Source organism: Halarchaeum salinum (assembly GCF_039520965.1).
Classification (GTDB): domain Archaea; phylum Halobacteriota; class Halobacteria; order Halobacteriales; family Halobacteriaceae; genus Halarchaeum; species Halarchaeum salinum.
The window spans coordinates 43,015-63,991 of record NZ_BAAABL010000042.1; the positions used below are offsets into that span (position 1 = coordinate 43,015).

Below are 20,977 nucleotides of genomic sequence, written 5' to 3' on the forward strand. Positions count from 1 at the left end.
GATCGCCTCAGACGACGCCGAGTGCGACGCTCGCAGCGAGCACGCAGGCCCCACCGATGACCGTGCTGACGACGGCGTGCGTCCGGAGCGTGTCGAGGAGCGCGTGGTCGTGGCCGTCGTGACCGTCGTGGTCGTGCGTGACCGCGTCGTGGATCTCGCCGCCGACCTCACAGTCCGGCAGGAAGTCCATCGCGATGTGGAGGAAGACCCCCGCGGCGAACCCGAAGACGACGGCGTCGACGGCCGGGTTCGGCGGGACGCGCAGTAGCGAGACGGCGACGGCGGCGATTCCGACGGCGGCCGCCGGGAGGAGCATGGGCGTCACGGGGCGACCGTCGAGGCGGAGGCGGCGGGCGGCGGCGTAGCCGGCGGGACCCTTGTGGGAGACGATGGCGAGCCCGAGAACGATTCCGAGCTCCGGCATCGTCGCGTAGACGGCACCGATGATGACGCCGGCGGCGAGCGCGTGCGCGGTGAGCTGTGCCGCCGTCCGGTCGATGGGGAACTCGCGGTGCGAGAGGCGGTGGCCGACGGTGTGCGCGGCGAAGCCGGCGACGACGCCGGCCGCGAGGCCGAACCCAGCGAGTTTCGGCTGATAGCCGACGGCCTGCGGGACGAGGAAGACGGCGGCGCTCGTCACCATCGCACCGCTCGCGAGGCCGTAGCCCCAGACGAGGCCGCGGGCGCTCCCGTTATGCGCGCGCATCCCGAGGAGCGCCCCGCCGGTCATCGCGACGAACGCGACCCAGCCGATTCCGACGACCTTGCCGCCACGGCCGACGGCGAGCGCGGCGACGGAGAGACCGCAAAGAAGGAGAACCGCGACGACCCCGAGGGCGATCGTAGGGCGGCGGACGGCGCGGACGAGGGATGTGTTCGACACAGTTACTAAATCGTCACCTTATCTTAATAATCCTGTCGGTGGCCGCGACGACGGCCGGCATGTCGAAGTACTATCGAGGAGAAACACGCGTATGCGCGTCATCTCGATGGACTGGCGGGACGTCTGTGTGGCCTCGTACGCCGTCGAACCCGAGATCGTCGCCGAGACGCTCCCGGACGGCGTCACCGTCGACACCTACGAGGGGGACGCCTACCTCTCCGTCGTCCCCTTCGTCATGGGTGACGTCCGCCCCTACATGTTCCCGCGCGCCGTCGGCCCGACATTCGGCGAGTTGAACCTCCGAACGTACGTCACCGGCAACGCGGGGCCCGGTATCTACTTCTACAACCTTGATGCGACCGATCGACTCGGCGTCGCCATCGCGCGCGCGACCTTCCGGTTGCCCTACTACAACGCGAGCCAGCGGATCGTCCGGCGCGACGAGACGCTCACGTTCAAGAGCGAGCGCACCCATCGCGGCGTTCCGTCCTGTGCGTTCGACGCCGACTACACCCCGCAGGGCGACCCGTCGCCGGCCGAATCGGGCTCCCTGACCGAGTTCCTGCTCGAACGCTACCGCTTCTACGTTGAGGGGCGCGACACACTGCTCAGAGGCGAAATCGAACACGACCCGTGGCGGGTCCAGCCGGCGGAGTACGATGTCCGCGAGAACGACCTCTTCACCGTCAACGGCTTCGAGACGCCGGACGCCGACCCGCACGTCGTGTACAGTCCCGGCGTCGAGGTGGACGCACACGCCCCACGGCGGGCGTAAGTGCTCGTCTCACAGCAGGGAATCCTCGACGAGCGCGGCGTGCGCGCGCCGCAGCCGCTCCGAGAGCGACTGATCCGAGATCCCTAGCTCGTCCGCGAGTTCGACGGTCGTCGTCTTCCGCGGGATGTCGTAGAACCCGGCCTCGTAGGCGCGGACGAGGGTTTCGCGCTGGTTCGTCGTGAGGCCGTCGTCGCGCTCCTCGTCGGGGTCGAGGCGGTTGACCCCCGTCACGGTCAGGTCGAAACCGGCGTCCCGACAGGCATCGTGGAACCGCGAGAGATCGTCCTGCGTCGGGAAACGGGCGGTGAACTTCCACGCGTCACGCGTGCCCGTTGCCCCGCTCAGACTCGCCGACGCCGCGCGGAGGTGCGAGAGGACGTCGGTGTCGGCGTTCGCCCAATCGACGCGATAGAGCCGCCGATCGTCGAAGGCATCGACGGCCTCCACCCCCGCGACGTCGGCGTCACCGGCGAGACGCGTCTCGAAGTCGTCGAGTGCGGGCGCATCGGCGTATGCCCAGAGGAACGGCGGCGTTTTGTCGCCTAACGGTACGACTCGATCGAGTTCGGCTCGTATCCCCCCTTCCGGCATCGCGCGGCCGAGTGCGAACTGGCCGCCCGGAACGGTGAACGTCAGAACGACGCTCATCCTACCCGGTCTAGTCCATGGGCGGTGATAAACCCACCCGCATCGCCGTCAGCGGTCGAGCGCGTCGCCGAGCCCGGCGTCGAGGAGGGCCGCGGGTGTCGTATCGCGCCACTCGATCTCGTAGCGCGCGCGAACGACCGGCGCGTCGACGTCCACGATCGCATCGAGGTCAACCGGTGTCCCCGCGATGACGACGTCGGGGTCGGCGGCGTCGATCGTCGCCTCGAGGTCCGCGAGCTGGTCGTCGCTGTACCCCATCGCGGGCAACACCGCGTCGAGGTGGTCATACGCCGCGAGAACGTCCGCGATCCCGCCGACGGCGTGCGGTTCGGGGTCGATGATCGACGCCGCGCCCGCGTCCTCGGCGGCGACGTACCCGGCACCGTGTGGCGTCCCACCGTGCGTGAGCGTCGGGCCGTCCTCCACGACGAGCGCGTCGCGTCCTTCGATGGCCGCCGGGTCGTCCGCGCGGACGACCGAGTCGCTGTGGTGGAGCGGCGCGTCGTCGGGAGCGAGGCGGTCAGCGACGTCGATCGCCGTCCCGATCTCGTCGTCGCTCGCCGCGTTCTCCTTCGTGACGAGGACGGCGTCGGCGCGCCGGAGGTTCGCCTCGCCCGGGTGGTAGCGCTCGCCGTGGTCGGGCCGGAGCGCGTCGACGAGCACGAAGTGGAAGTCCGGGCGGGCGAATGCGAGCTCGTTGTTCCCGCCGTCCCAGACGATCACGTCCGCCTCGTCGCTCGCCCGGTCGAACACCGCACGGTAGTCGACGCCGGCGTAGACGACGTGGCCGGCCGCGACGTGGTCCTCGTACTCCTCGCGTTCCTCGACGGTGAGCCCCTCGAGGTCGGTTTCGTCCGCGAAGCGCTCGACGCGCTTCGCCACGAGATCGCCGTACGGCATCGGCTCGCGGACGACGGCGACGTCGTGCCCGCGCGAGTCGAGTTCGTCGGCGAACGCCCGCGCCACGGCGGACTTCCCACAGCCCGTGCGCACGGCGTTCACGGCGACGACCGGAACGTCGACGTTGAGTTGAACGCTGTCTGGGCCGAGCATCCCGAAATCCGCGCCGGCGGCGAGCGCACGCGACGCCGCGTGCATCACGTCCTCGTGGGCGACGTCGGAGTAGGCAAAGAGGACGCGATCGGCGTCGTGCTCCTCGACCGTCTCCGCCAGATCGGCCTCGGGGATGATCGGGATCTCGCCACGGCCGTCGGGTGTGAGCGCCGCGGGGAACGCCTCGTAGCCGCCCGCCTCGGTCTCGCCGAGGTTCTGGTCGGGTGCGCGCGTGAACGCGACGACGTCGCGCGCGGGGTCGTCCCGAAGCGCGACGAAGTAGTCGTGGAAGTCGCGGCCGGCCGCACCCATCACGACGACGCGTTCGGTCATAGCTCGATGTTGTCATCGAGGGGCGAAAAGCGTGTCCGCCGTCGCCTCAGCGCAGGAGGAGGAACGACGGGAGATAGAGGGCGGCGATCACGAGGCCGGCGCGACGGCCCACCGTCCGCCGAGCGGCGAAGACGCAGACGACGAGCGCCGAGACCACGAGTAGATAGCCGCCAGCCTGGAAGGCGTGGGCGGTTCGGGCGACGTCGAGGCCGCCGACGACAGCGCCGACGCCGAGGCTGAACAGGGGGTCGGTGACGTTCGACCCGAGCAGGGTGCCGACGGCGATGCCGGACTCGTTCTCTCGGACGGCCTGCAGGGCGACGACGATTTCGGGGAGCGTCGTCCCGAGCCCCGTAATCGCACCGACGAGCGCGGACGGGACGCCGAGTGCGAGCGCGACCGTCCGGCCCGCGGTGACGAGCAAGTGGCCGCCGACGAGGACGAGCGCGAGACCGACGAGGAGCCACGCGACGGCGCGTCGGGGGTCGTGAATGCCCGTGTGGTCGTCCGCGTGATCGGTGAAGTCGGTGCGTTCGACGACGAGGAGCAGGAAGCCGAGATAGCACACACAGAGGAGCACACCCTCGACGCGGCTCACGGCCCCCGAGGCCGCCGCGGCGAACATGAGGACTGTCGCGGCGAGCATCCCGCTCCCGTAGACGGCGAGGCGATCGCGCGGGATCGTGAGCGGGGAAACGGCGGCGACGAGGCCGATACCGAGCGTCACCTGCGAGGTCGCGGAGCCGACGATGTGGCCAACGGCGAACGTCCCGGCACCGTAGAGGCCGGCGTACGCCGACGTGGCGATCTCGGGGACGCTGGAGCCGACGGCGACGACGGTGACGCCGATGAACAGCGCGCCGACGCCGACGTGATCGGCGAGGCCGGCGGCGGCGTCGACGACCCGGTCCGCACCGTAGACGAGCGCGACGAGGCCGCCGAGGAGGAGTGCGAGCGGGACGAGCACGGCCTATTCGGAGAGGTCGAGGTCGGCCTCGACGGTAGAGATGTCGTCCTCGGCGAGGCCGCGCTGGATCGCGCGCACGAGGTTCTCGATGTCGTCGGGATCGACGTCGAGCGTGAGTTCGAGGCCGACCGCGACGGAGCTCTGTGGGGCATTCTCGACGCGGCCGGGGAGGTACGCGCCCCGTTCGGTGCGATCGAGGACGCCGGCCCATGTCCAGCAGTCGAGGAGGGTGCGGAGGCCGACGCGGACGCGCTCGCGATCGAGGTCGTGGCCGGTGAGGCCGGCGAGCACGGGGAGGAGTTCGTGGGTGGCCATCGGCTCGTCATCGAGGAGCGCGCGAACGCGCCGCGTCGGCGGCCAGTCGGCGAGGGCGTCGCGGAAGGCCGTGCGGGCGTCGGCCTGCCGGTCGTTCGCGAGCGCGGCGGCGAGGTCGGTCCCCCGCTCCGTGAGGCGATGGTCGCTTCCGTCGACGTCGAGCACGCCGATGTCGGCGAGGAACGCGGTCTGTCTGCTGACGGCGTCGCTGATCCCGGTGGCGTCCTCGACGGCGCTCGTCTGCGTCGCGCCCTCACTCGCACCGGCGGCGTACCAGCCGGCGACGATGGTGCACAGCGTCTCCCGGCTCACGCCCTTCGGTATCGGGTGGTCGCTCACGGGTGAAGGTAGAGTGGGGACGGCAAAAATCCCGCGGGCTCACCCCGTCGTGTTCGAGGACGCCGAGGGGTCGACCGCCACCCCCGCGACCGGGTAGTCGCCCCGGTGCCACGCCGGAAACCCCCCGCGGATCGCGTACACGTTGTCGAAGCCGTCGTTGATGAGGGCGGCGGCGCGGTGGCGACCGGATCGGCCCGCGCTCCCGCCGTAGCAGACGATACGGTCGCTGTCCGGCCAGTACGTGACGGGGTCGCACGCGGGGTCGGAGCCGGCGGGGCTCCACACCGCGCCGTAGACGTGCGCGCGGTCGTACGTGTCGCGCTCGCGGGCGTCGGCGAACCGGGCGGCACCGCGGAGCCACCAGTAGTGTACGACGTCGACGGGGACGAGCCGAACGTCGACGCCCTCGACGGTCACCACGCGGAACCGCTCGTAGTCGACGTCGCGAGAGGGGGGCGTCTCGCTCATCGCGGGCGGGATACCGTCCGTCGGCGTGTCGTCGGGTGGGAGGGAGCCGCGGTTCGCGGCGAACGTGTCGGGGACGCCACAGCCGTCCGGGGGGTCGCCGATCCCGTCACGGTCGAAGAGCGCGCCGCAGCCGGCGAGCCCGGAGAGACCGGCGACGCTCAGGGCGGCGAGGTAGTCGCGTCGGTCCATACGTCGTCTCAGGAAGGACGGAACCGAAAAGTTTCGGGACGCCGCCCTCGCGTGGCATCTCGTGGCACGCCACCGCCCTTCAGAAGGGCATTTAGGCCTCTATGGCCTTCGATTCGCTAATGAGCTACAAGATCGGGCTGGTGGGGAAACCCTCCGTCGGGAAGTCCTCTTTCTTCAACGCGGCGACGATGAACGACGTCCCGGAAGGGGCATATCCGTTCACGACGATCGACCCCGCAATCGGCGAGGCCTACGTTCGTACGGACTGTGCGGCCCCCGAGTTTGACGAGGAGTGCGCGCCCAACGCGGGCTACTGCGACGACGGCAAGCGGTTCGTCCCGACGAAGCTCGTCGACGTCGCCGGGCTCATCCCCGGCGCACACGAGGGGAAGGGCCTCGGCAACCAGTTCCTCACCGACCTCAACGAGGCGGACGTCCTCGTCCACATCGTCGACTTCTCCGGAAAGACCGACGCCGAGGGCGAACCCACCGAGGGCCACGACCCGCGCGACGACATCGACTTCCTCGAAGAGGAGCTTGACCAGTGGTATCTCGGGATCCTTCGCAAGGGCATCGAGCGTTTCGAGACCGCACACACGACCGAGACCGAACTCGAAGTCGAGCTCGCCGAGCAGATGAGCGCGTTCGGAACGAACAAAGACGAGATCAAACAGATCATCCTGAGCGAGGGCCTCGCTCTCGATCCGGAGACCTGGGACGACGCCGACGAACTCGCGCTCGCGCGCGCGATCCGGGAGCGGACGAAGCCGATGGTCGTCGCCGCGAACAAGCTCGACACGCCCGAAGGACAGCAGAACTACGAGGAGATCACGAACGATCCCGACTACGAGGACGTCACCATCGTCCCTGTGAGCGTCCACGCGGAGAAGGCGCTGAAGAACGCGGCCGAACAGGACGTCGTCGACTACGTACCCGGCGACGACGACTTCGAGATCGTCGCGGACGTCAGCGCGGACCAGGAACAGGGTTTGGAGGAGATCCGCGAGTTCGTCACCGCGTTCGGCGGGACGGGCGTGCAGGAAGCGCTCGAAACCGCGCTGTTCGAGGAGCTCGGGCTGAAGGCGGTCTTCACGGGTGACGCCGGGCTCAACTGGACGCAGGGGCCGTTCCCCGACGTCTTCCTTCTCCCGCAGGACGCGACGGCGGAGGATTTCGCCTACGCGATCCACTCGGACATCGGCGACGGCTTCCTCCACGGCATCGACTGTCGCTCGCAGCGCCAGCTCGGCAAGGACACCGTCCTCGACCACAACGCCGTCGTCGAGGTCGTCACGACGAACTGAGCGGCAGTCATCGGCGACACCCGCCGCTCTCCTCGATCACCTTCCGGGAGAGCGCTTGGCGCGTCGGCTCGCCGCGCTCGACGGTCCCCTTGGGGATCTGGAGGCCCGCGTGACCGGGCCCTCGAACACCAGTAGCTCCGACCGGCCGCGCGTCACGTACGCGCACGCCTTCCCGATGTAGGACATCCCCTTGTCACTCATACATATAGAAAGCGTGTCGAGATACATAGGGCGTGTCTATGGGATGCCCTTAGAGAACACTAGGTGTGCGGCGTCACGAGAGCGATCATGTGGCTCTGCCGTCGTTAGACGGATACGGTGCCAGTGTCAAGGCGGACGGCGTGGTTCATCTTCCGGAATTACGATGTCTCGATATATAGCTGCACGCACTGCTCCCGCCGATAGCCGTGTGGGAGTGATGCAGGCGGCGGCTGTCGTAGTAAACGTCCCGCAGCACCAAGGCGAAGACATAGGGCCGAGTCTTTTTGCCGTTCGCCCGAATGGAAACGGTAAGTCAAAACGAGAGATGAAGATCGATATCAGTGAATTCCGACGAGGAGTCCGAAGGACACGCTACTACGCACTGTCACACCACGAGCGCGATGAGCTATATCGGTGCTATACGGTCACACGGTTCGGCAGGCCGAGACATCTTTGTGCTCGCTGTACGGGTGTGTATCCCGGGATCATCCTCGGCATTCTTGCGTTCATGAGCGCCTCAACGACCGCTCCGTGGCTCCTCCTTATCGGTGTGCTACCAGCGCCGGCGTTGATCGATTGGACGATCACGTCCCTCGTCGATTGTCGAGGTTATAACGTCGCGCGAACGATAACCGGTTCGCTGCTCGGATCCGGCTACGGGCTTGGTGTGGCACACCTCGTACACAGCCTTGACGTGCGCGTCCTCGCGATCGGGGTGGGATACGCAGTCTGTGCGGCGATATTTCTCGCCATTTATATTTCAAGTGATAGCTTTGGGTAAGGTTTTAAACCTCAGTAGGGTGATTATTCGCCTGTGAAACACTGTATCAATTGCGGGGAGAAGATCAACGAAAATGCGGAGGTCTGTACGGAGTGTGGCGTCAATCAGAACAAGTCACTAGAGGGAGCGCACGACGAGCGCAGCGAGAACGAGAAGTACTGTGTGGAGTGTGGGGCATTAATCAACAGACAGGCTGAAGTCTGCCCGAAGTGTGGCGTTCCACAGCCGACGCTCGATAGCGAGTCGAACAGTTCGGATCAAGTGACTGTGGGAATTCTGGCGTTGCTCCTCGGCGGAATCGGCGCACACAAATTCTACCAAGGGAACACGAAGCTCGGTATCATCTATCTCTGTTTTTGCTGGACGCTCATCCCGGGCATCCTCGCGTTCATTGAGGGAATCCTGATTCTGACCGCTGACGAGGAGAAGTACGAGCGCAAGTTCGCAGACGGTAGTCTTTTGGGACGATAGAGCATTCCCGGCGAGAGATGTCCGATTAGACAGGCATACCATCTGTCGCGTTCACACGCTGAAAGCCGTTCGCACGGGCGATTTCAAGGACATCCTCAGAGTCATGCGTCGGCAGCTCGTAGTAGCGCTCTCGACCCGCCGGCGTCCGGACGAGGACGACAGTCGCGCCGTCGACATCGTGGATGGCGCTGCGGACGTTGCCGCCGATGCAGTTCAGACGCACCGTCCGCGTGCCGTCGTCGGTGATCGCATCACCGAGCGTCCATCCCAGTCGCGTCGCGGCGGCCACGTCGAAGGGCAGGGTGAGATGTGCGGTGCCGCTCGCATCACGGGAAGCCATACCATCCCGTGGTGGATGCGGCGATATAATCGTGACTATCTACGCGAGGCGGGCGAAGGCGAGGTCACCGCTCGTGCTCTCGACGTACGCACGGACGGTCTGGCCCTCGCGCGCGCCGGAGACGAAGATCGTGTAACGGCCACGTTCGGCGACGCCGTCGCCCTTCCGGCCCGTGTCGGTGATCTCCAACTCGTAGGTCTTCCCGGAGTCGACGGTTTCGCGCACCGTGCTCGTGGTGTTCGTCTTCTTCTGGACGGGACGGAACGCCCCACAGGCCGTACAGCGCAGCATCTCGACGCCGTCCTCGGTGACGAGGCGGGTGTCCGGGCGTTCGCACTCGGTACAGGTGACGAACTCAGCGACGTAGGCGTCGATGGCGGCGTCGAAGTCCGCGACGGAGAACGACCCGTTGTAGCGCGCGCGCTGGCCATCGAACTGGCCGTTCGTGCCGAGTTCGCGCTGGACGTTCCGGAAGAGGTGATCGGGGTCGCGCGAGACGGCGTCGGCGATCGCGCGGACGTTCGTCAGGCGGGTGAACGCACCGTCCGTTTCGCCCTCGGGTTCGGGGATCTGGAGGCGGGCGTCGGCTTCGGCGGGGCGCTCGGGGAGGGCGTCGAACGCCCGGTCCAGCGCGATCTGATAGTCCATACGACACTGAGACGAGCGGCGCGTAAAGCATCTGCGAGGGTCGTGTTGACACGAACGCGCGCCCGGGTTCGGGGGCCGCGTCAGTCGAACAGCGGGCTCTCCTCACCGGGGACGAACGTGTTGAGCAACAGCGCGGAGAGCGCGGTGACGATGACGGGTTCACCAAAGAAGGTACGGGCGGCGACCGGGAGGCCACCGAGGGCTTCGGGCGTGGTGGCGACGCCAAGGCCGAGACCGAGCGCGACAGCGAGGATGACCATGTTCCGCCGGTCGAGCGTAACGTCGAGGGTGATGAGGCGCGCGCCGCTTGCGGCGACCATGCCGGCCATGAGGAGGACCGCGCCGCCGAAGACCGCGCTCGGGATCGTGGTGACAAGCGCGCCGATCTTCGGGCTGAGGCCGAGCACGGCGAGGATGACGCCGGCGACCCCGACGACGTGACGGCTCATCACTCCTGTGAAATTGATGATGCCGGCGTTCTGCGAGAAGGAGGTGACGGGGAACGCGCCGAAGACCCCACCGAGCGAGCTCATGAGGCCGTCGGTGAAGAGGCCGCCGCGGAACTCCTCGTCCGTGGGCGTGCGCCCCTCCGCGGCGGTGACGCTCGACATGTCGCCGACGGTCTCCATCGCGGAGACGAGGAAGAGGAAGGCGAAGGTGACGATCGGGACGGGCTCGAAGGCGAAGCCGAAGCGTCCGGGGTTGGGGATCGCGAGCCACGGTTGGGCGGCGACGGCGTCGAAGCTGAGGAGACCGGGGGCGACCCCGGTGACGGTGAGCACGCCCGCGGCGACGTATCCCACGGCGATGGCGACGAGTGTGCTGAGGAGGCGCGTGACGCCGTTCGTGAAGAGGTTGAGGACGACGGCGATGCCGAGGACGAGGGCGGCGAGGCCGATGTTGTACGCCGCGCCGTAGTGCGCGCTGCCCGCGCCGCCGGCCGCGTTGTTCATCGCGGAGGGGACAAGGTAGAGGCCGATGATGACGACGACGAGGCCGGTGACGAGCGGCGGGAAGAAGGGGCGGATGCGCTCGAACTGCCAGCCGATGAGGCCCTCGACGAGCCAGCCGGTGACGAGGATCGCACCGAAGACGGCCCCGAGACCGTAGTTGATCCCGATGGTCGAGGCCGCACCGACGAAGGTAAAACTCGTCCCCATGACGATCGGGAGTTTCGCACCGACGGGGCCGACCGTGTAGGCCTGCACGACCGTGGCGAGCCCGGAGAAGAGCAACACCATCTGGACGATGTAGGCGGTCGCGTCGCCGAGCCCGACCGCGCCGCCGACGATGTACGCGACGGCGGTCGCGGGCACGATCATCACCGCGACGTGCTGGAGGGCGAGGAGGAGCGAACGCGGCCACGGCGGCCGGTCGTCGAGGCCGTACTGGATGTCGATTTCGGTGTCCGTCTCGGACGCCATTCGTGTCACGTCCGAACCCGCTCGGACCGATAAGTGTTGCGTGTTCGGGCGTACTTTACCCCGTGATAATGCGCTTGATGTGCATATACGTGCTTAGTCGTGGACGGTGACCCCCGTCTCGTCGACGGTGATGTCGAGGAGGCTGGTGGCCTCGTAGTCCGTGTCGTCGAGCGCGGAGGGGCCGACCTTCCGGAGCGCGACGACGATGTCCGTGACCTCCGCGCCGATGTCGTCGAGTGCGCCGCAGATCGCGGCGAGCGTGCCGCCCGTCGAGAGCAGGTCGTCGAGGATCAGGACGCGATCGCCGTCCTCGACGTCGTTGATGAACATCTCGGACTCCGAGTAGCCCGTCTGCTGGTGGAGCGCGACCTCGCCCTCGAGGCCGTACTCGCGCTTGCGGATGACGACGAGCGGCACGTCCGTCTGGAGCGAGACGGCGGTCGCGATGTGGATGCCCATGGCTTCGGGAGCGACGATCTTGTCCACGTCGAGGTCCGCGGCGCGCGTCACGCCGACGACGACCTCGCGGAGCAGCGCGGGTTCGAGCATCGGCACGCCGTTGCTAATCGGGTGGACGAGGTAGTGATAGCCGTCCTTGTCGATGATCGGGGCGTCGTGGAGGGACTCGCGGAGCCGTTCCATATTGCCCGTTCGGCCAAAGGCGGCAAAAGCCGTTCGCTCCCGCCGCGGGAGAAGCGGAGGAGGCCGTCCCTTCGTCGTCTCCGAGAACGACCCGCCGTACTACGGCGTGCGGGGGAATGGGACGGACGCCGACCTCGCACAACGCCTCCTCGACGCCGGCCGCGGGGAGGTGCACGTCGAGGTGGAGCCCGACGACCTGTACAGTCGGGACGACACCGATCGGCTATCATCGCGCCACCAGAGGTTTGTGGATCGCGCCAGTGATCGCCCGACGTGGACCTCCTCGGGACCGGCGACTACTGGCTGACCCGCGTGCTGTTCCAGCGCGGCCTCGCGATCCTCTACCTCGTCGCCTTCCTCGTCGCCGCCCGGCAGTTCCGGCCGCTCGTCGGCGAGGACGGCCTCCTCCCGCTCTCCGAGTACGCGGAGCGGGCCGCCTTCGCCGAGCGCCCAAGTCTCTTTCACGCCTACCCGGACGATCGACTCGTCGGTGTCGCGGCGTGGACCGGCGTCGGCCTCGCCGCACTCGCCGTCTTCGGCGTCCCGTACGCCCTCGGGGCGTACGCCGCCCCGGTCTCGATGGTTCTCTGGGCCGCGATGTGGGTGCTCTACCTCTCCTTCGTCAACGCCGGGCGCGTCTTCTACGGCTACGGCTGGGAGTCGATGCTCCTCGAAACGGGCTTTCTGGCCGTGTTTCTCGGCGCGGGGGCGAGCGCGCCGCCCGAGATCGTCGTCTGGCTGCTGCGCTGGGTGCTCTTTCGCAACATGTTCGGCGCGGGACTCATCAAGCTCCGCGGCGACGACTGCTGGCGCGACCTGACGGCGATGGACGACCACTACGAGACCCAACCGATCCCGAACCCCGGGAGCTGGTTCGCCCACCACCTCCCCGACCGCTTCCACCGCGTCGAGGTGCTCGGCAACCACGTCGTCGAGCTCGCCGTGCCGTTCCTCTACTTCGCGCCCCAGCCGTACGCGTCCATCGCCGGCGCGCTCACGATCGGCTTCCAGCTGTGGCTGATGGGCACCGGGAACTTCGCGTGGCTGAACGCCTTAACCGCCGTGCAGGCGCTCGCGACGTTCGACGATGCCGCCCTCTCGTGGCTCCTCCCCATCGAGGCCCCGGCGGTCGCGCCGACGCCCCAAGCCCAGTCGATCGTCGCGTTCGTCGTCGCCCTGCTCGTGCTCGCGCTCAGCGTCCGCCCCGCGAAGAACCTCCTCTCCGAGGCACAGACGATGAACCGCGGCTACGACCCGCTCCATCTCGTCAACACCTACGGGGCGTTCGGCTCGATCACCGACACGAGGTACCAGCTCGTCGTCGAGGGAACGCGCGAGACGAATCCCGACGAAGGCGACTGGACGGCCTACGGCTGGACGGGCCAACCCGGCCCCACTGATGAGCGCCCGGGACAGTGGGCCCCCTACCATCTCCGCCTCGACTGGCAGCTCTGGTTCGCCGCGATGCGCCCGCGGCCCGGGCCGCGCCAGCGCTGGCTCTACCGGTTCCTCGAAAAGCTCCTCGACGCGGACCCGGCGACGCGCTCGCTCCTCGGGGACGACCCGTTCGGCGACGACCCGCCCGAGCGCGTCCGCGTCGTCCGCTACCGCTATCGGTACACGACGCCAGGGGAGCGCGCCGAAACGGGCGACTGGTGGGCGCGCGAGCGCCTCGGGACGTACGTTCCGGCGAGCGACGCCGCCGACCTCGAACGGCGGCAGGGACGCCGCGGGCTCGGGCGGTACTGAGCGACAGAGCCAACACGTCGGGGCCCGACGGGCCGGGCATGGAACGCTTCGTCCGCCTCGTCGTCGCCGGTGGGCTCGCGCTCCTCGCTGGCCTCTGGATCGAACGGCTCGTGTCGTGGCCGCGCGCCGCGCTCGGCGTCGCGCTCGCCCTCGTCGGCCTCTCGCTCCTCGGTGTCGGGATCGCCGGCGAACTCGACTACGAGGCGTCCCGAGCGTCGTTGTGAAGTGGGTAGCGTTGTGGCCGGCTACTCGTCGGTGAAGTCGACGCCGGCGAGCTCGAAGCGCGCGCCCCCGGACGCACTCTCCGTCAGCGACACCGACCAGCCGTGAGCGTCCGCGATCTGTCGGACGATGTTGAGTCCGAACCCCGTGCCGGACTCGTGCGTGGTGTAGCCGACGTCGAACACCCGATCGTGGGCGTCAGCGGGGATGCCGGGGCCGTCGTCGGCGACGTAGAACCCCGACGGCGTCCGCCCGACGGTGACAGCGAGGTCGGCCGCGTCGCGGTCGTCCTCCGTCCCGTGTTCGACGCTGTCCGCAGACTCGCTCTGCGGGCCAGTCGAGCCGTGTTCGACGGCGTTTCGAAAGAGGTTCTCGAGGAGTTGCCGTAACCGGTTGCGGTCGCAGGCAACGACACCGAGGTCGTCGGCGATCCGGAGCGTCGCGTCGGACGAGCCGGCCGTCGACCACGCGCGCTCGACGACCTCGCGGAGGGGAACGTGTTCGACCTCGTCGACGGTGTCCCCTTGTCTCGCGAGCGTGAGGAGGTCGTCGATGAGCGTGTTCATCCGGTCGAGTGCTGTCTCGACGCGCTCGAAGTACTCGTCGTCACCGGTCTCGCGCGCGAGATCGAGATATCCCTCGGCGACGTTCAGCGGGCTTCGGAGGTCGTGCGAGACGACGCCCGCGAACTCCTCCAGTCGCTCGTTTTGCCGGGCGAGTTCGCGCTCGCGCGTCGCGAGGCGCTCGCGGGCCTCGATGGACGCGATCGCGTGGCCGACGGAGTCACCGAGCTCGGAGAGCACCTCTCGTTCGCGCTCGTCAAAGACGTTCTGCCGGTCGGCGTAGATACTGAAGAAGCCGTAGACGGTCTCGTCGTGGGTGATGGGAACGGCGGCGAGCGACTCCGCGCCGTGGCGCTCGAACATGCCCCACCACGGCTTCATCGTCGGATCGGCGTAGACGTCCGGCACCCACTGTGGCTCGCCGGTCTTGATCGCGCGCCCACCGGCACCCCGCCCGTGATCGGACGTATCGGTCGTGACCTCGATCGACTCGACGTACTCGTCGTCGAACCCCGCCCAGGCGGACGGCCTGACCACTTGGTCGTCGGGGTCGTAGCGGCCCACCCAGACCGAATCGTAGGGCGCGGACTCGGAGAGGCGATCGCAGACGGCCTGTTCGAGTTCGTCCCGATCCGACGTATCGACAAGCTCCTGTGCGGTGATGCGCAGCGTCTCGTTGATTCGGTTGAGCTGCCGGATATCGCGTTGCTGCTCGAGGCGTCGCGCGTCGTAGATACCGACGAGTAGACCGAGCAGGACGCCGAACGGGATGACGCTGAAAAACTCCCGCCAAGGGTCAAACATCGGAGAGAACGGGACGAAGAGGTGGATCTCGGCGACAATCCACGCGTTCAGCGCGCCGATTGCGACGACACCCGCGATCATCCAAAGGAGCGCGCGATCGACGAACCCCTCGGAGACGACTCCCCCGCGAGCGATCGTGACGCCGGCGATCCCGACGGCGATCGAAGCGAACACCGGGACAGTTTCTAGCGTGGCGTGCGCCGGGACGCCGCGGAACATGTAGGCGTGCTGAACGAGGAGCGCCGTGAGGACGAACCCGACGGCCGCAGTAGCCATTCCCCCGGTCCGCGTCGAGAACCGACTCATTCAAGATGGACAACGCGCTCCACGGTTATCATATCCCGCATCGGCTCCGAGAGAAAGCGGTGGCCTCGGCACTCATAGGGCTCGTCATCGCTCGGGTGCCACCCCGGGCTCGGCCCGGTGCGTTCGTCATCGGCCGTCTCGATCTATCGCGGCGTCGCGTAAAACGTCACCGTCGCGACGGCGCAACCCTGATTGTACCGCGCGGCCACCACCGCGTATGACCGTTTCGCGGACCGTCGAACTGGAGGGGCACATCATCGACTCGGGGACGATGCAGCGTTGCTTCGAGGTCATCATGGACCTCGGCGGGGATTTCGACGTCGAGGCGTTCGACGTCGGGCGGGCGAAGGACGAGGAGTCATACGCGCGCTTGCGCGTGCTCGCGCCGGACGACGCAACGCTCCAGTCGATCGTACACGAACTCCACCAGTCGGGGGTGAACCCGGCGGACCCGGACGACGCGACGCTGACGCCCGCGCCCGCGGATCGCGTGGTGCCCGCGGGGTTCTACTCGACGACGAACCATCCGACGGACGTGCGCGTCGGCGGGGAATGGATCGCGGTCGACGACATCGAGATGGACTGCGCGATCGTCGTCGAGGACCCCGAAGGTGAGCCGACGGCGCGTACGCAGGTGTTGAACGGCATCGAGGCGGACGACCTCGTGGTGACGGGCGAGGCGGGCATCCGCGTCCGGCCGCCGGATCGCCCGCGGGACGCCTCGGGCGCGTTCGGCTTCATGCGCGGCGGCGTCTCCGCCGAACGGCCCTCCGAGTCGCGTATTCGGAAGGTCGCAAAAGCACTTCAGGAGGTGAAGTCCGAGGGCGGGAACGTCCTCGTCGTCGCCGGCCCGGCGGTCATCCACTCCGGCGCGGGCGACGCGCTCGCCGAACTCGTCCGTGAGGGCTACGTCGACGCGCTCTCCGCCGGCAACGGCTTCGCCACCCACGACATCGAGCGCGGGCTCTACGGGACGAGCCTCGGCATGAACATCGAGACCTTAGAGCACCCCCGGAAGGGCCACAAACACCACATCTACACGATCAGCGAGGTCGTCCGCGCGGGCGGGATCACCGAGGCGGTCGACGACGGCCTCGTCACGGAGGGCGTGATGTACGAGTGCGTCGAGAACGACGTCGATTACGTGCTCGCGGGCTCGATCCGCGACGACGGCCCGCTCCCCGACACGATCACGGACACCATCGAGGCGCAAGGCGAGATCCGCCGGCAGGCCCACGAGGCCGACATGGTCGTGATGCTCTCGACGCTGTTACACTCCGTCGCGGTCGGGAACTGCCTGCCCTCCTCGACACGCGTCGTCTGCGTCGACATCAACCCCGCGACGGTCACGCAGCTGCTGGATCGCGGGAGCGCACAAGCGGTCGGCCTCGTCACCGACGTCGGGACGTTCGTGCCGACGCTCGCGGATGAACTGCTCGGCGAGAACAGAAGCGAGTAGTTACTCCTCGCTCTCGCCGTCCTCACCGCTCGCCGTCGCGTCTTCGTCGTCCGCCTCGCTCTCCGCATCGTCACCGGGCGTCGCGGCGACGCCTTCCTCCGCGTGTTCGTCGGCGTGCGGGAACGCGTCGATGGTGTCGGCGCGGAAGGCCTCCTCGTCGAACTCGTAGTCGCTGTCGAAGAAGTCCATGACGGTGTGGGTGTCGCGCATGGCGTTCTTCAGACAGGTGGAGGCACCCGGCGAGGGCGTGATGTTGAAGACGATGTCGTCGCCGACGATCTTCGCCTCGCCCATGTCGAGGGAGTACGTCTCCGTGTTGACGATCTGCGGGCGGACACCGCCGTACCCCTTCGCGCGCTTGATGTCGTCGAGTTCCATCGTCGGCACGACCTTCTGGACGTCCGGAAGGAAGGCCCGACGCCCGACCTCGGGGAGATCGTAGATGAGGTTTCGAATGACGAACGGGAAGAGGATACGATCGGCGAGGATGTTCCCGTAGCTGAGGAAGGAGGGGAGGTTGAGCCCGAAGACGTCGAGGAAGTCCTCAACGGTCCCGAGGCGGCCGCGTTCGAGCGTCGGCACGACCTTTGCGGTCGGGCCAAAGCGCGTGATGGAGTCGTCGTGGACGTCCGCGTCGCCGTGGACCGCGGCGAACGGGAGCTTCTTCATCTGGAGGGTGTACACTTTCCCGTTCAGCGGGCCGTCCTCGGCGAGGAAGAAACTCCCCGCGACCGGGAGGAGCGCGAGGTCCTCGCCGTACCCCATCTCCTTTGCGATCTGGAGGCTGTGCGAGCCCGCGGCGACGACGGCAACGTCGCAGTCGAACGGCCCCTCGTCGGTTGTGAGCGTGTACCCGCGCGTCGTCTCCGTGACGTCCTCGACCTTCGTGCCGGTGAAGACGTCGACGCCGTCCTCCTCCTTTGCGGCCTCGACGAAGGACTGGGCGGTCGCGCCGTAGTCGACGACGTAGCCGTCGGGCGTCTGGAGCGCGAGCAGCTCGTCCCCCGGATCACGACCCTCGACGACCTTCGGTTCGACGTCCCCGATCTCCTCGCGGCCGATCGGCCGGAGTTTCGGATAGAGGTCGCCGAATCCCTCCTCGTGGTAGCGCTCTTCGAGGCTCTCGACCTCCTCGTCGCCGACGCCGAGCACCATCTTCGAACGCTTCGAGTGCATCTCGCGCTCGGCGTCGTGGTTCTCGAGGTAGCCGGCGAGGAGCTCCGCACCCTCCTTTACTTCCTCGGCCTTCTCGAGGGTGTAGTTCGTCTCGATGTCGCCGAAGTGGAGCGTCTGGGAGTTGTTCGTGTGGTGGGAGTTGATCGCCGCGATCTCGTCTTCTTTCTCCACGAGCGCGACCGACTCGACGTCGGTGAACTTCGCGACCGTGTAGAGGAGCGATGCGCCACTAATTCCGCCGCCGACGATGACTAAGTCGTACTCTCCGGACATGGTTAAGGTGGGGTCGGGCTATCTCAGATCTCACACTCCACCCGCTTAACTCATGTTTTATCGGCGCGTGAGCGGCCGACGACCGTCGAATCGCGGGTTCGACGGTCGTGTAAGAACCGGCGATCGTGCCGAGCAACGGCGCTCGTTCTCGACTGGAGTATTGGCTGCGAGCGCCGCCGCTCACGAACGTAGCGTCCAGAAAAATCGCGACTCCACTTCGTCGCCGTGTGGCGACGCCGTGAAACCTAGTTATGCGCGGACGACGTTCGTCGCGCGCGGGCCCTTCGGGGCGTCCTCGATCTCGAAGTCGATCTCCGTACCTTCAGTGAGGTCCTCGCCACCGACGTCCTCCATGTGGAAGAAAACGTCCTCGTCCGCGTCGTCAGTCTCGATGAAACCGTAGCCGCCCGTGTCGTTGAAGAAGTCAACCGTACCGTGTGCCATTACAAATATACGAACGTCCGCCCCACGGATAAGTATTCCGTGACCGTGTTCAACATACGACTCGATTTGTACAAATGTATCGGTGTTCCTGGATAGAGTGGTATTCCGACCACTCCGTCGGTTATAGGCGATCGAACCGGTGAAACGTGTATTCAGCGCCGGTCGCGCCTCGATATCGGTCGTCACAGGGTTGTCGCGCTCGTCGACGCCGCGCTACTCGATGCGTTCGCGCGTCGCCGCCGTCACGAGCGGGAGCGTGATCGTCGCGTCGCCGACAACGGTCGCGTTCGCCGCGCTCGGCTTCAGCTTTCCCCACGAGCGCGCCTCGTCGAGCGACGCGCCCGACAGCCCACCGGTGTCCGTCGAGTCCATCGTCAGCTGAACCGCGTAGTCGTACGCTTCGGGGACGACGAGCATCGTCTGGAGGACGTAGTTCTTCGGGACGCCGCCGCCGACGAGCATCGCGCCCGCGCGCTCCGCGTCGAACGCGATGTCCGTGAGGTGCGTCATGTCCGAGAGCGCATCGAGCGTGAAGTCCGACGTCTGTGAGTACATCCACGCCTGGAGGCCGAGCACGGAGTCCTGGATCGCGGGAACGTAGATCGGCACGTCGTTCTCGTAGGCCGCGGCCGCGATCCCCGCACCCTCATCAACGTCCTCGGCCGCGTTACGCTCGCTGTTCGCCTTTCCGAGCGCTTCGGTGAACTCCTGGATCGACACCGTACGCTCGACCGTCGGGAAAACGTTCTCGCGGAGGTGGGACTCGAAGAGCGCGAAATGCTCCTGGGGGAGGTAGACGTTGTAGATCCGATCGACCTGCTCCTCGCGCAGCGACTCGTCGTAGTCGCGTTCACTCATCCCGAGGTGCTCGTCGTCCGCGCTCATCCGGTGGTCGTCGGGGCCCGCGTGGCCGTGGTGGTGTTTGCCGCCGATCGCCTCGATCGTGTCGTGCGTGAGGTTCGCGCCCGTCGTGACGAGCACGTCGATGTGGCCGTCACGAATGAGGTCCGCGACGATCCGGCGCATCCCCGTCGGTACCATCGCGCCCGCGAGCCCGAAGAAGTTCGTCACGTCGTCGTTCCCGAGCATCTCCGCGTAGGTGTCGACGGCGTGTGAAACGTCCGCCGCGCCGATCCCCGCGTTTCCGTACTGCTCGACGAGTTCGCCGACCGTCATGCCTGCGCGGACGTCCGCGTGGCCGAGCGGGTCGTGGTCGAACTCCTCGCGCTCGGGCGTCTCGTGCCCGTTCTCGCCGTCACCGTGGTCGTCCTCGTGATCGCTCATAGGGCGTTATCGGGGCGACAGCGCTTTCAATGACCCGACTCAGAGCCCGGTCGGCACGTCGAGATACGTCGTTTCGAGCCCCCACCCCTCGGCGAGGCCCATGAGCGAGCGCACACCGAATGTCTCCGTCCCGTAGTGTGTGCCACAGAAGACGTTGAGCCCCGCCTCCTTCGCCTCGTGGTACGTCTTGCCCTTCGGTTCGCCCGTCACGAACGTATCGACGCCGGCGGCGACCGCTTCGTCGAGGAAGTCCGCGCCCGCGCCCGTCAGGACCGCGACGTCCTCGATCGTCTCCGGGCCGAAGTCGAGACAGCGCACGCCCGTCCCGCCGTGGTCGAGTTCGGCCTCGAGGAATTGCTGAACGTCCACACGCTTGATCCCGTCCGCGTGCCCGCGCAAGCCGACCGTCTCCGGGCCGACCGCGCCGAACCCCTCGACGTCGTCGAGGCCGAGCAGATCCGCAATCCCCGCCGCATTCCCGAGTGCCGGGTGGCCATCAAGCGGGAGGTGGGAGACGTAGAGTGCGATGTCGTTCTCGATCAGCGGCGCAATCCGACCGTGCTGGCGCTCAGTGACACGCTCGATCCCGCCCCACGAGAGGCCGTGGTGGGTGACGAGCAGGTCCGCGCCGGTGTCAGCGGCCGCGAGTGCGGTCTCGCGAACCGCATCGACGGCGAACGCGACGTGCTCGACCTCGCGTTCCTCGGGGCCGACCTGCAGGCCGTTCGCGGAGGCGTCCACGTCCGCATAGTCGTCCGTCCGCAGTCGCTCGTCGTAGCGCGCCACGATCTCCGGGAGTTGCATACGAGAGGGACGAACGCCCGCGGACAAGAAGGGTCGGGGAGTTCAAACGCGAAAACGGATCAACGCCGGGACATGTCCTGAGAGCCGCCCGTCGGTGGCCGCCGTGAAACCG

At 67.5% G+C, this 20,977-nt stretch carries 22 protein-coding genes and 1 pseudogene; 7 read left to right on the top strand and 16 right to left on the bottom strand.

Going from position 1 to position 20,977, the window contains the following annotated elements; translation table 11 throughout:
* Positions 1–7: 7 nt before the first annotated feature.
* Positions 8–883, bottom strand: a complete 876-nt coding sequence (locus ABDZ36_RS05945; RefSeq protein WP_211311153.1) for a ZIP family metal transporter — start codon at positions 881–883, stop codon at positions 8–10.
* A 91-nt stretch (positions 884–974) separates the two neighbouring features.
* On the opposite strand from ABDZ36_RS05945, the gene ABDZ36_RS05950 reads away from it, so the two are divergent.
* Positions 975–1,658 (top strand): YqjF family protein, encoded by a 684-nt coding sequence (locus ABDZ36_RS05950; RefSeq protein ID WP_211311154.1) that lies wholly within the window; start codon positions 975–977, stop codon positions 1,656–1,658.
* 9 nt (positions 1,659–1,667) lie between these two features.
* Here ABDZ36_RS05950 and ABDZ36_RS05955 read toward each other — a convergent pair whose 3' ends face one another.
* Genes ABDZ36_RS05955 through ABDZ36_RS05975 form a run of 5 tightly spaced genes read right to left on the bottom strand, consistent with a single transcriptional unit; the run spans position 1,668 to position 5,970 of the window.
* Positions 1,668–2,306, bottom strand: coding sequence for a helix-turn-helix domain-containing protein (locus ABDZ36_RS05955; protein ID WP_211311155.1), 639 nt, complete (start codon positions 2,304–2,306; stop codon positions 1,668–1,670).
* Between the two features lie 48 nt (positions 2,307–2,354).
* Positions 2,355–3,692, bottom strand: a complete 1,338-nt coding sequence (locus ABDZ36_RS05960; protein ID WP_211311156.1) for a GTPase — start codon at positions 3,690–3,692, stop codon at positions 2,355–2,357.
* A gap of 46 nt (positions 3,693–3,738) precedes the next feature.
* Positions 3,739–4,659: a sodium:calcium antiporter gene (locus ABDZ36_RS05965; protein ID WP_211311157.1), complete on the bottom strand. Its 921-nt coding sequence runs from the start codon at positions 4,657–4,659 to the stop codon at positions 3,739–3,741.
* 3 nt (positions 4,660–4,662) lie between these two features.
* Positions 4,663–5,313 carry a hypothetical protein gene (locus ABDZ36_RS05970; RefSeq protein WP_211311158.1) on the bottom strand — a complete coding sequence of 217 codons (651 nt, stop codon included), beginning with the start codon at positions 5,311–5,313 and terminating at the stop codon, positions 4,663–4,665.
* A gap of 39 nt (positions 5,314–5,352) precedes the next feature.
* Complete coding sequence (locus tag ABDZ36_RS05975) at positions 5,353–5,970, bottom strand: rhodanese-like domain-containing protein (protein WP_211311159.1); 618 nt, start codon at positions 5,968–5,970, stop codon at positions 5,353–5,355.
* A 119-nt stretch (positions 5,971–6,089) separates the two neighbouring features.
* On the opposite strand from ABDZ36_RS05975, the gene ABDZ36_RS05980 reads away from it, so the two are divergent.
* Positions 6,090–7,274, top strand: a complete 1,185-nt coding sequence (locus ABDZ36_RS05980) for a redox-regulated ATPase YchF (RefSeq protein ID WP_211311160.1) — start codon at positions 6,090–6,092, stop codon at positions 7,272–7,274.
* 22 nt (positions 7,275–7,296) lie between these two features.
* On the opposite strand, the pseudogene ABDZ36_RS05985 reads toward ABDZ36_RS05980, so the two are convergent.
* A pseudogene (locus ABDZ36_RS05985) lies at positions 7,297–7,475 on the bottom strand (NUDIX hydrolase); the annotation flags it as partial.
* A 325-nt stretch (positions 7,476–7,800) separates the two neighbouring features.
* Here ABDZ36_RS05985 and ABDZ36_RS05990 point away from each other — a divergent pair.
* Positions 7,801–8,256 (top strand): DUF2085 domain-containing protein, encoded by a 456-nt coding sequence (locus tag ABDZ36_RS05990; protein ID WP_343749261.1) that lies wholly within the window; start codon positions 7,801–7,803, stop codon positions 8,254–8,256.
* A gap of 33 nt (positions 8,257–8,289) precedes the next feature.
* Entirely contained in the window at positions 8,290–8,727 is a 438-nt protein-coding gene (locus ABDZ36_RS05995; RefSeq protein WP_211311162.1) for an NINE protein, read from the top strand.
* A gap of 25 nt (positions 8,728–8,752) precedes the next feature.
* On the opposite strand, the gene ABDZ36_RS06000 is transcribed toward ABDZ36_RS05995, so the two are convergent.
* The 4 genes from ABDZ36_RS06000 to hpt all read right to left on the bottom strand — a co-directional run bounded on the left by ABDZ36_RS06000 (position 8,753) and on the right by hpt (position 11,781).
* Positions 8,753–9,067 (bottom strand): hypothetical protein, encoded by a 315-nt coding sequence (locus ABDZ36_RS06000; protein ID WP_211311163.1) that lies wholly within the window; start codon positions 9,065–9,067, stop codon positions 8,753–8,755.
* A gap of 39 nt (positions 9,068–9,106) precedes the next feature.
* Positions 9,107–9,715 carry a translation initiation factor IF-2 subunit beta gene (locus ABDZ36_RS06005; RefSeq protein ID WP_211311164.1) on the bottom strand — a complete coding sequence of 203 codons (609 nt, stop codon included), beginning with the start codon at positions 9,713–9,715 and terminating at the stop codon, positions 9,107–9,109.
* Positions 9,716–9,795: 80 nt separating this feature from the next.
* Positions 9,796–11,139: a uracil-xanthine permease family protein gene (locus tag ABDZ36_RS06010; protein ID WP_211311165.1), complete on the bottom strand. Its 1,344-nt coding sequence runs from the start codon at positions 11,137–11,139 to the stop codon at positions 9,796–9,798.
* 93 nt (positions 11,140–11,232) lie between these two features.
* Positions 11,233–11,781 (bottom strand): hypoxanthine/guanine phosphoribosyltransferase, encoded by a 549-nt coding sequence (hpt, locus tag ABDZ36_RS06015; protein WP_211311166.1) that lies wholly within the window; start codon positions 11,779–11,781, stop codon positions 11,233–11,235.
* A gap of 273 nt (positions 11,782–12,054) precedes the next feature.
* Between hpt and ABDZ36_RS06020 the strand changes: the two genes are divergently transcribed.
* A complete protein-coding gene (locus ABDZ36_RS06020; RefSeq protein WP_211311167.1) occupies positions 12,055–13,530 on the top strand; it encodes a lipase maturation factor family protein in 1,476 nt (491 codons plus the stop codon).
* A gap of 38 nt (positions 13,531–13,568) precedes the next feature.
* Positions 13,569–13,754, top strand: a complete 186-nt coding sequence (locus ABDZ36_RS06025) for a hypothetical protein (RefSeq protein WP_211311168.1) — start codon at positions 13,569–13,571, stop codon at positions 13,752–13,754.
* Positions 13,755–13,775: 21 nt separating this feature from the next.
* On the opposite strand, the gene ABDZ36_RS06030 is transcribed toward ABDZ36_RS06025, so the two are convergent.
* A complete protein-coding gene (locus ABDZ36_RS06030; protein ID WP_211311169.1) occupies positions 13,776–15,425 on the bottom strand; it encodes a receiver/sensor box histidine kinase in 1,650 nt (549 codons plus the stop codon).
* A 217-nt stretch (positions 15,426–15,642) separates the two neighbouring features.
* Between ABDZ36_RS06030 and ABDZ36_RS06035 the strand changes: the two genes are divergently transcribed.
* Positions 15,643–16,884, top strand: a complete 1,242-nt coding sequence (locus ABDZ36_RS06035; RefSeq protein ID WP_211311170.1) for an ornithine cyclodeaminase, nickel-pincer nucleotide-dependent — start codon at positions 15,643–15,645, stop codon at positions 16,882–16,884.
* On the opposite strand, the gene ABDZ36_RS06040 is transcribed toward ABDZ36_RS06035, so the two are convergent.
* The 4 genes from ABDZ36_RS06040 to ABDZ36_RS06055 form a co-directional block, all read right to left on the bottom strand.
* A complete protein-coding gene (locus ABDZ36_RS06040; protein WP_211311171.1) occupies positions 16,885–18,333 on the bottom strand; it encodes an FAD-dependent oxidoreductase in 1,449 nt (482 codons plus the stop codon).
* A gap of 249 nt (positions 18,334–18,582) precedes the next feature.
* Positions 18,583–18,777, bottom strand: a complete 195-nt coding sequence (locus tag ABDZ36_RS06045) for a cold-shock protein (RefSeq protein ID WP_021780657.1) — start codon at positions 18,775–18,777, stop codon at positions 18,583–18,585.
* Between the two features lie 213 nt (positions 18,778–18,990).
* Entirely contained in the window at positions 18,991–20,061 is a 1,071-nt protein-coding gene (locus tag ABDZ36_RS06050; RefSeq protein ID WP_211311172.1) for a deoxyhypusine synthase, read from the bottom strand.
* 39 nt (positions 20,062–20,100) lie between these two features.
* Positions 20,101–20,865 carry a Nif3-like dinuclear metal center hexameric protein gene (locus tag ABDZ36_RS06055; RefSeq protein ID WP_211311173.1) on the bottom strand — a complete coding sequence of 255 codons (765 nt, stop codon included), beginning with the start codon at positions 20,863–20,865 and terminating at the stop codon, positions 20,101–20,103.
* Positions 20,866–20,977 lie beyond the last annotated feature (112 nt).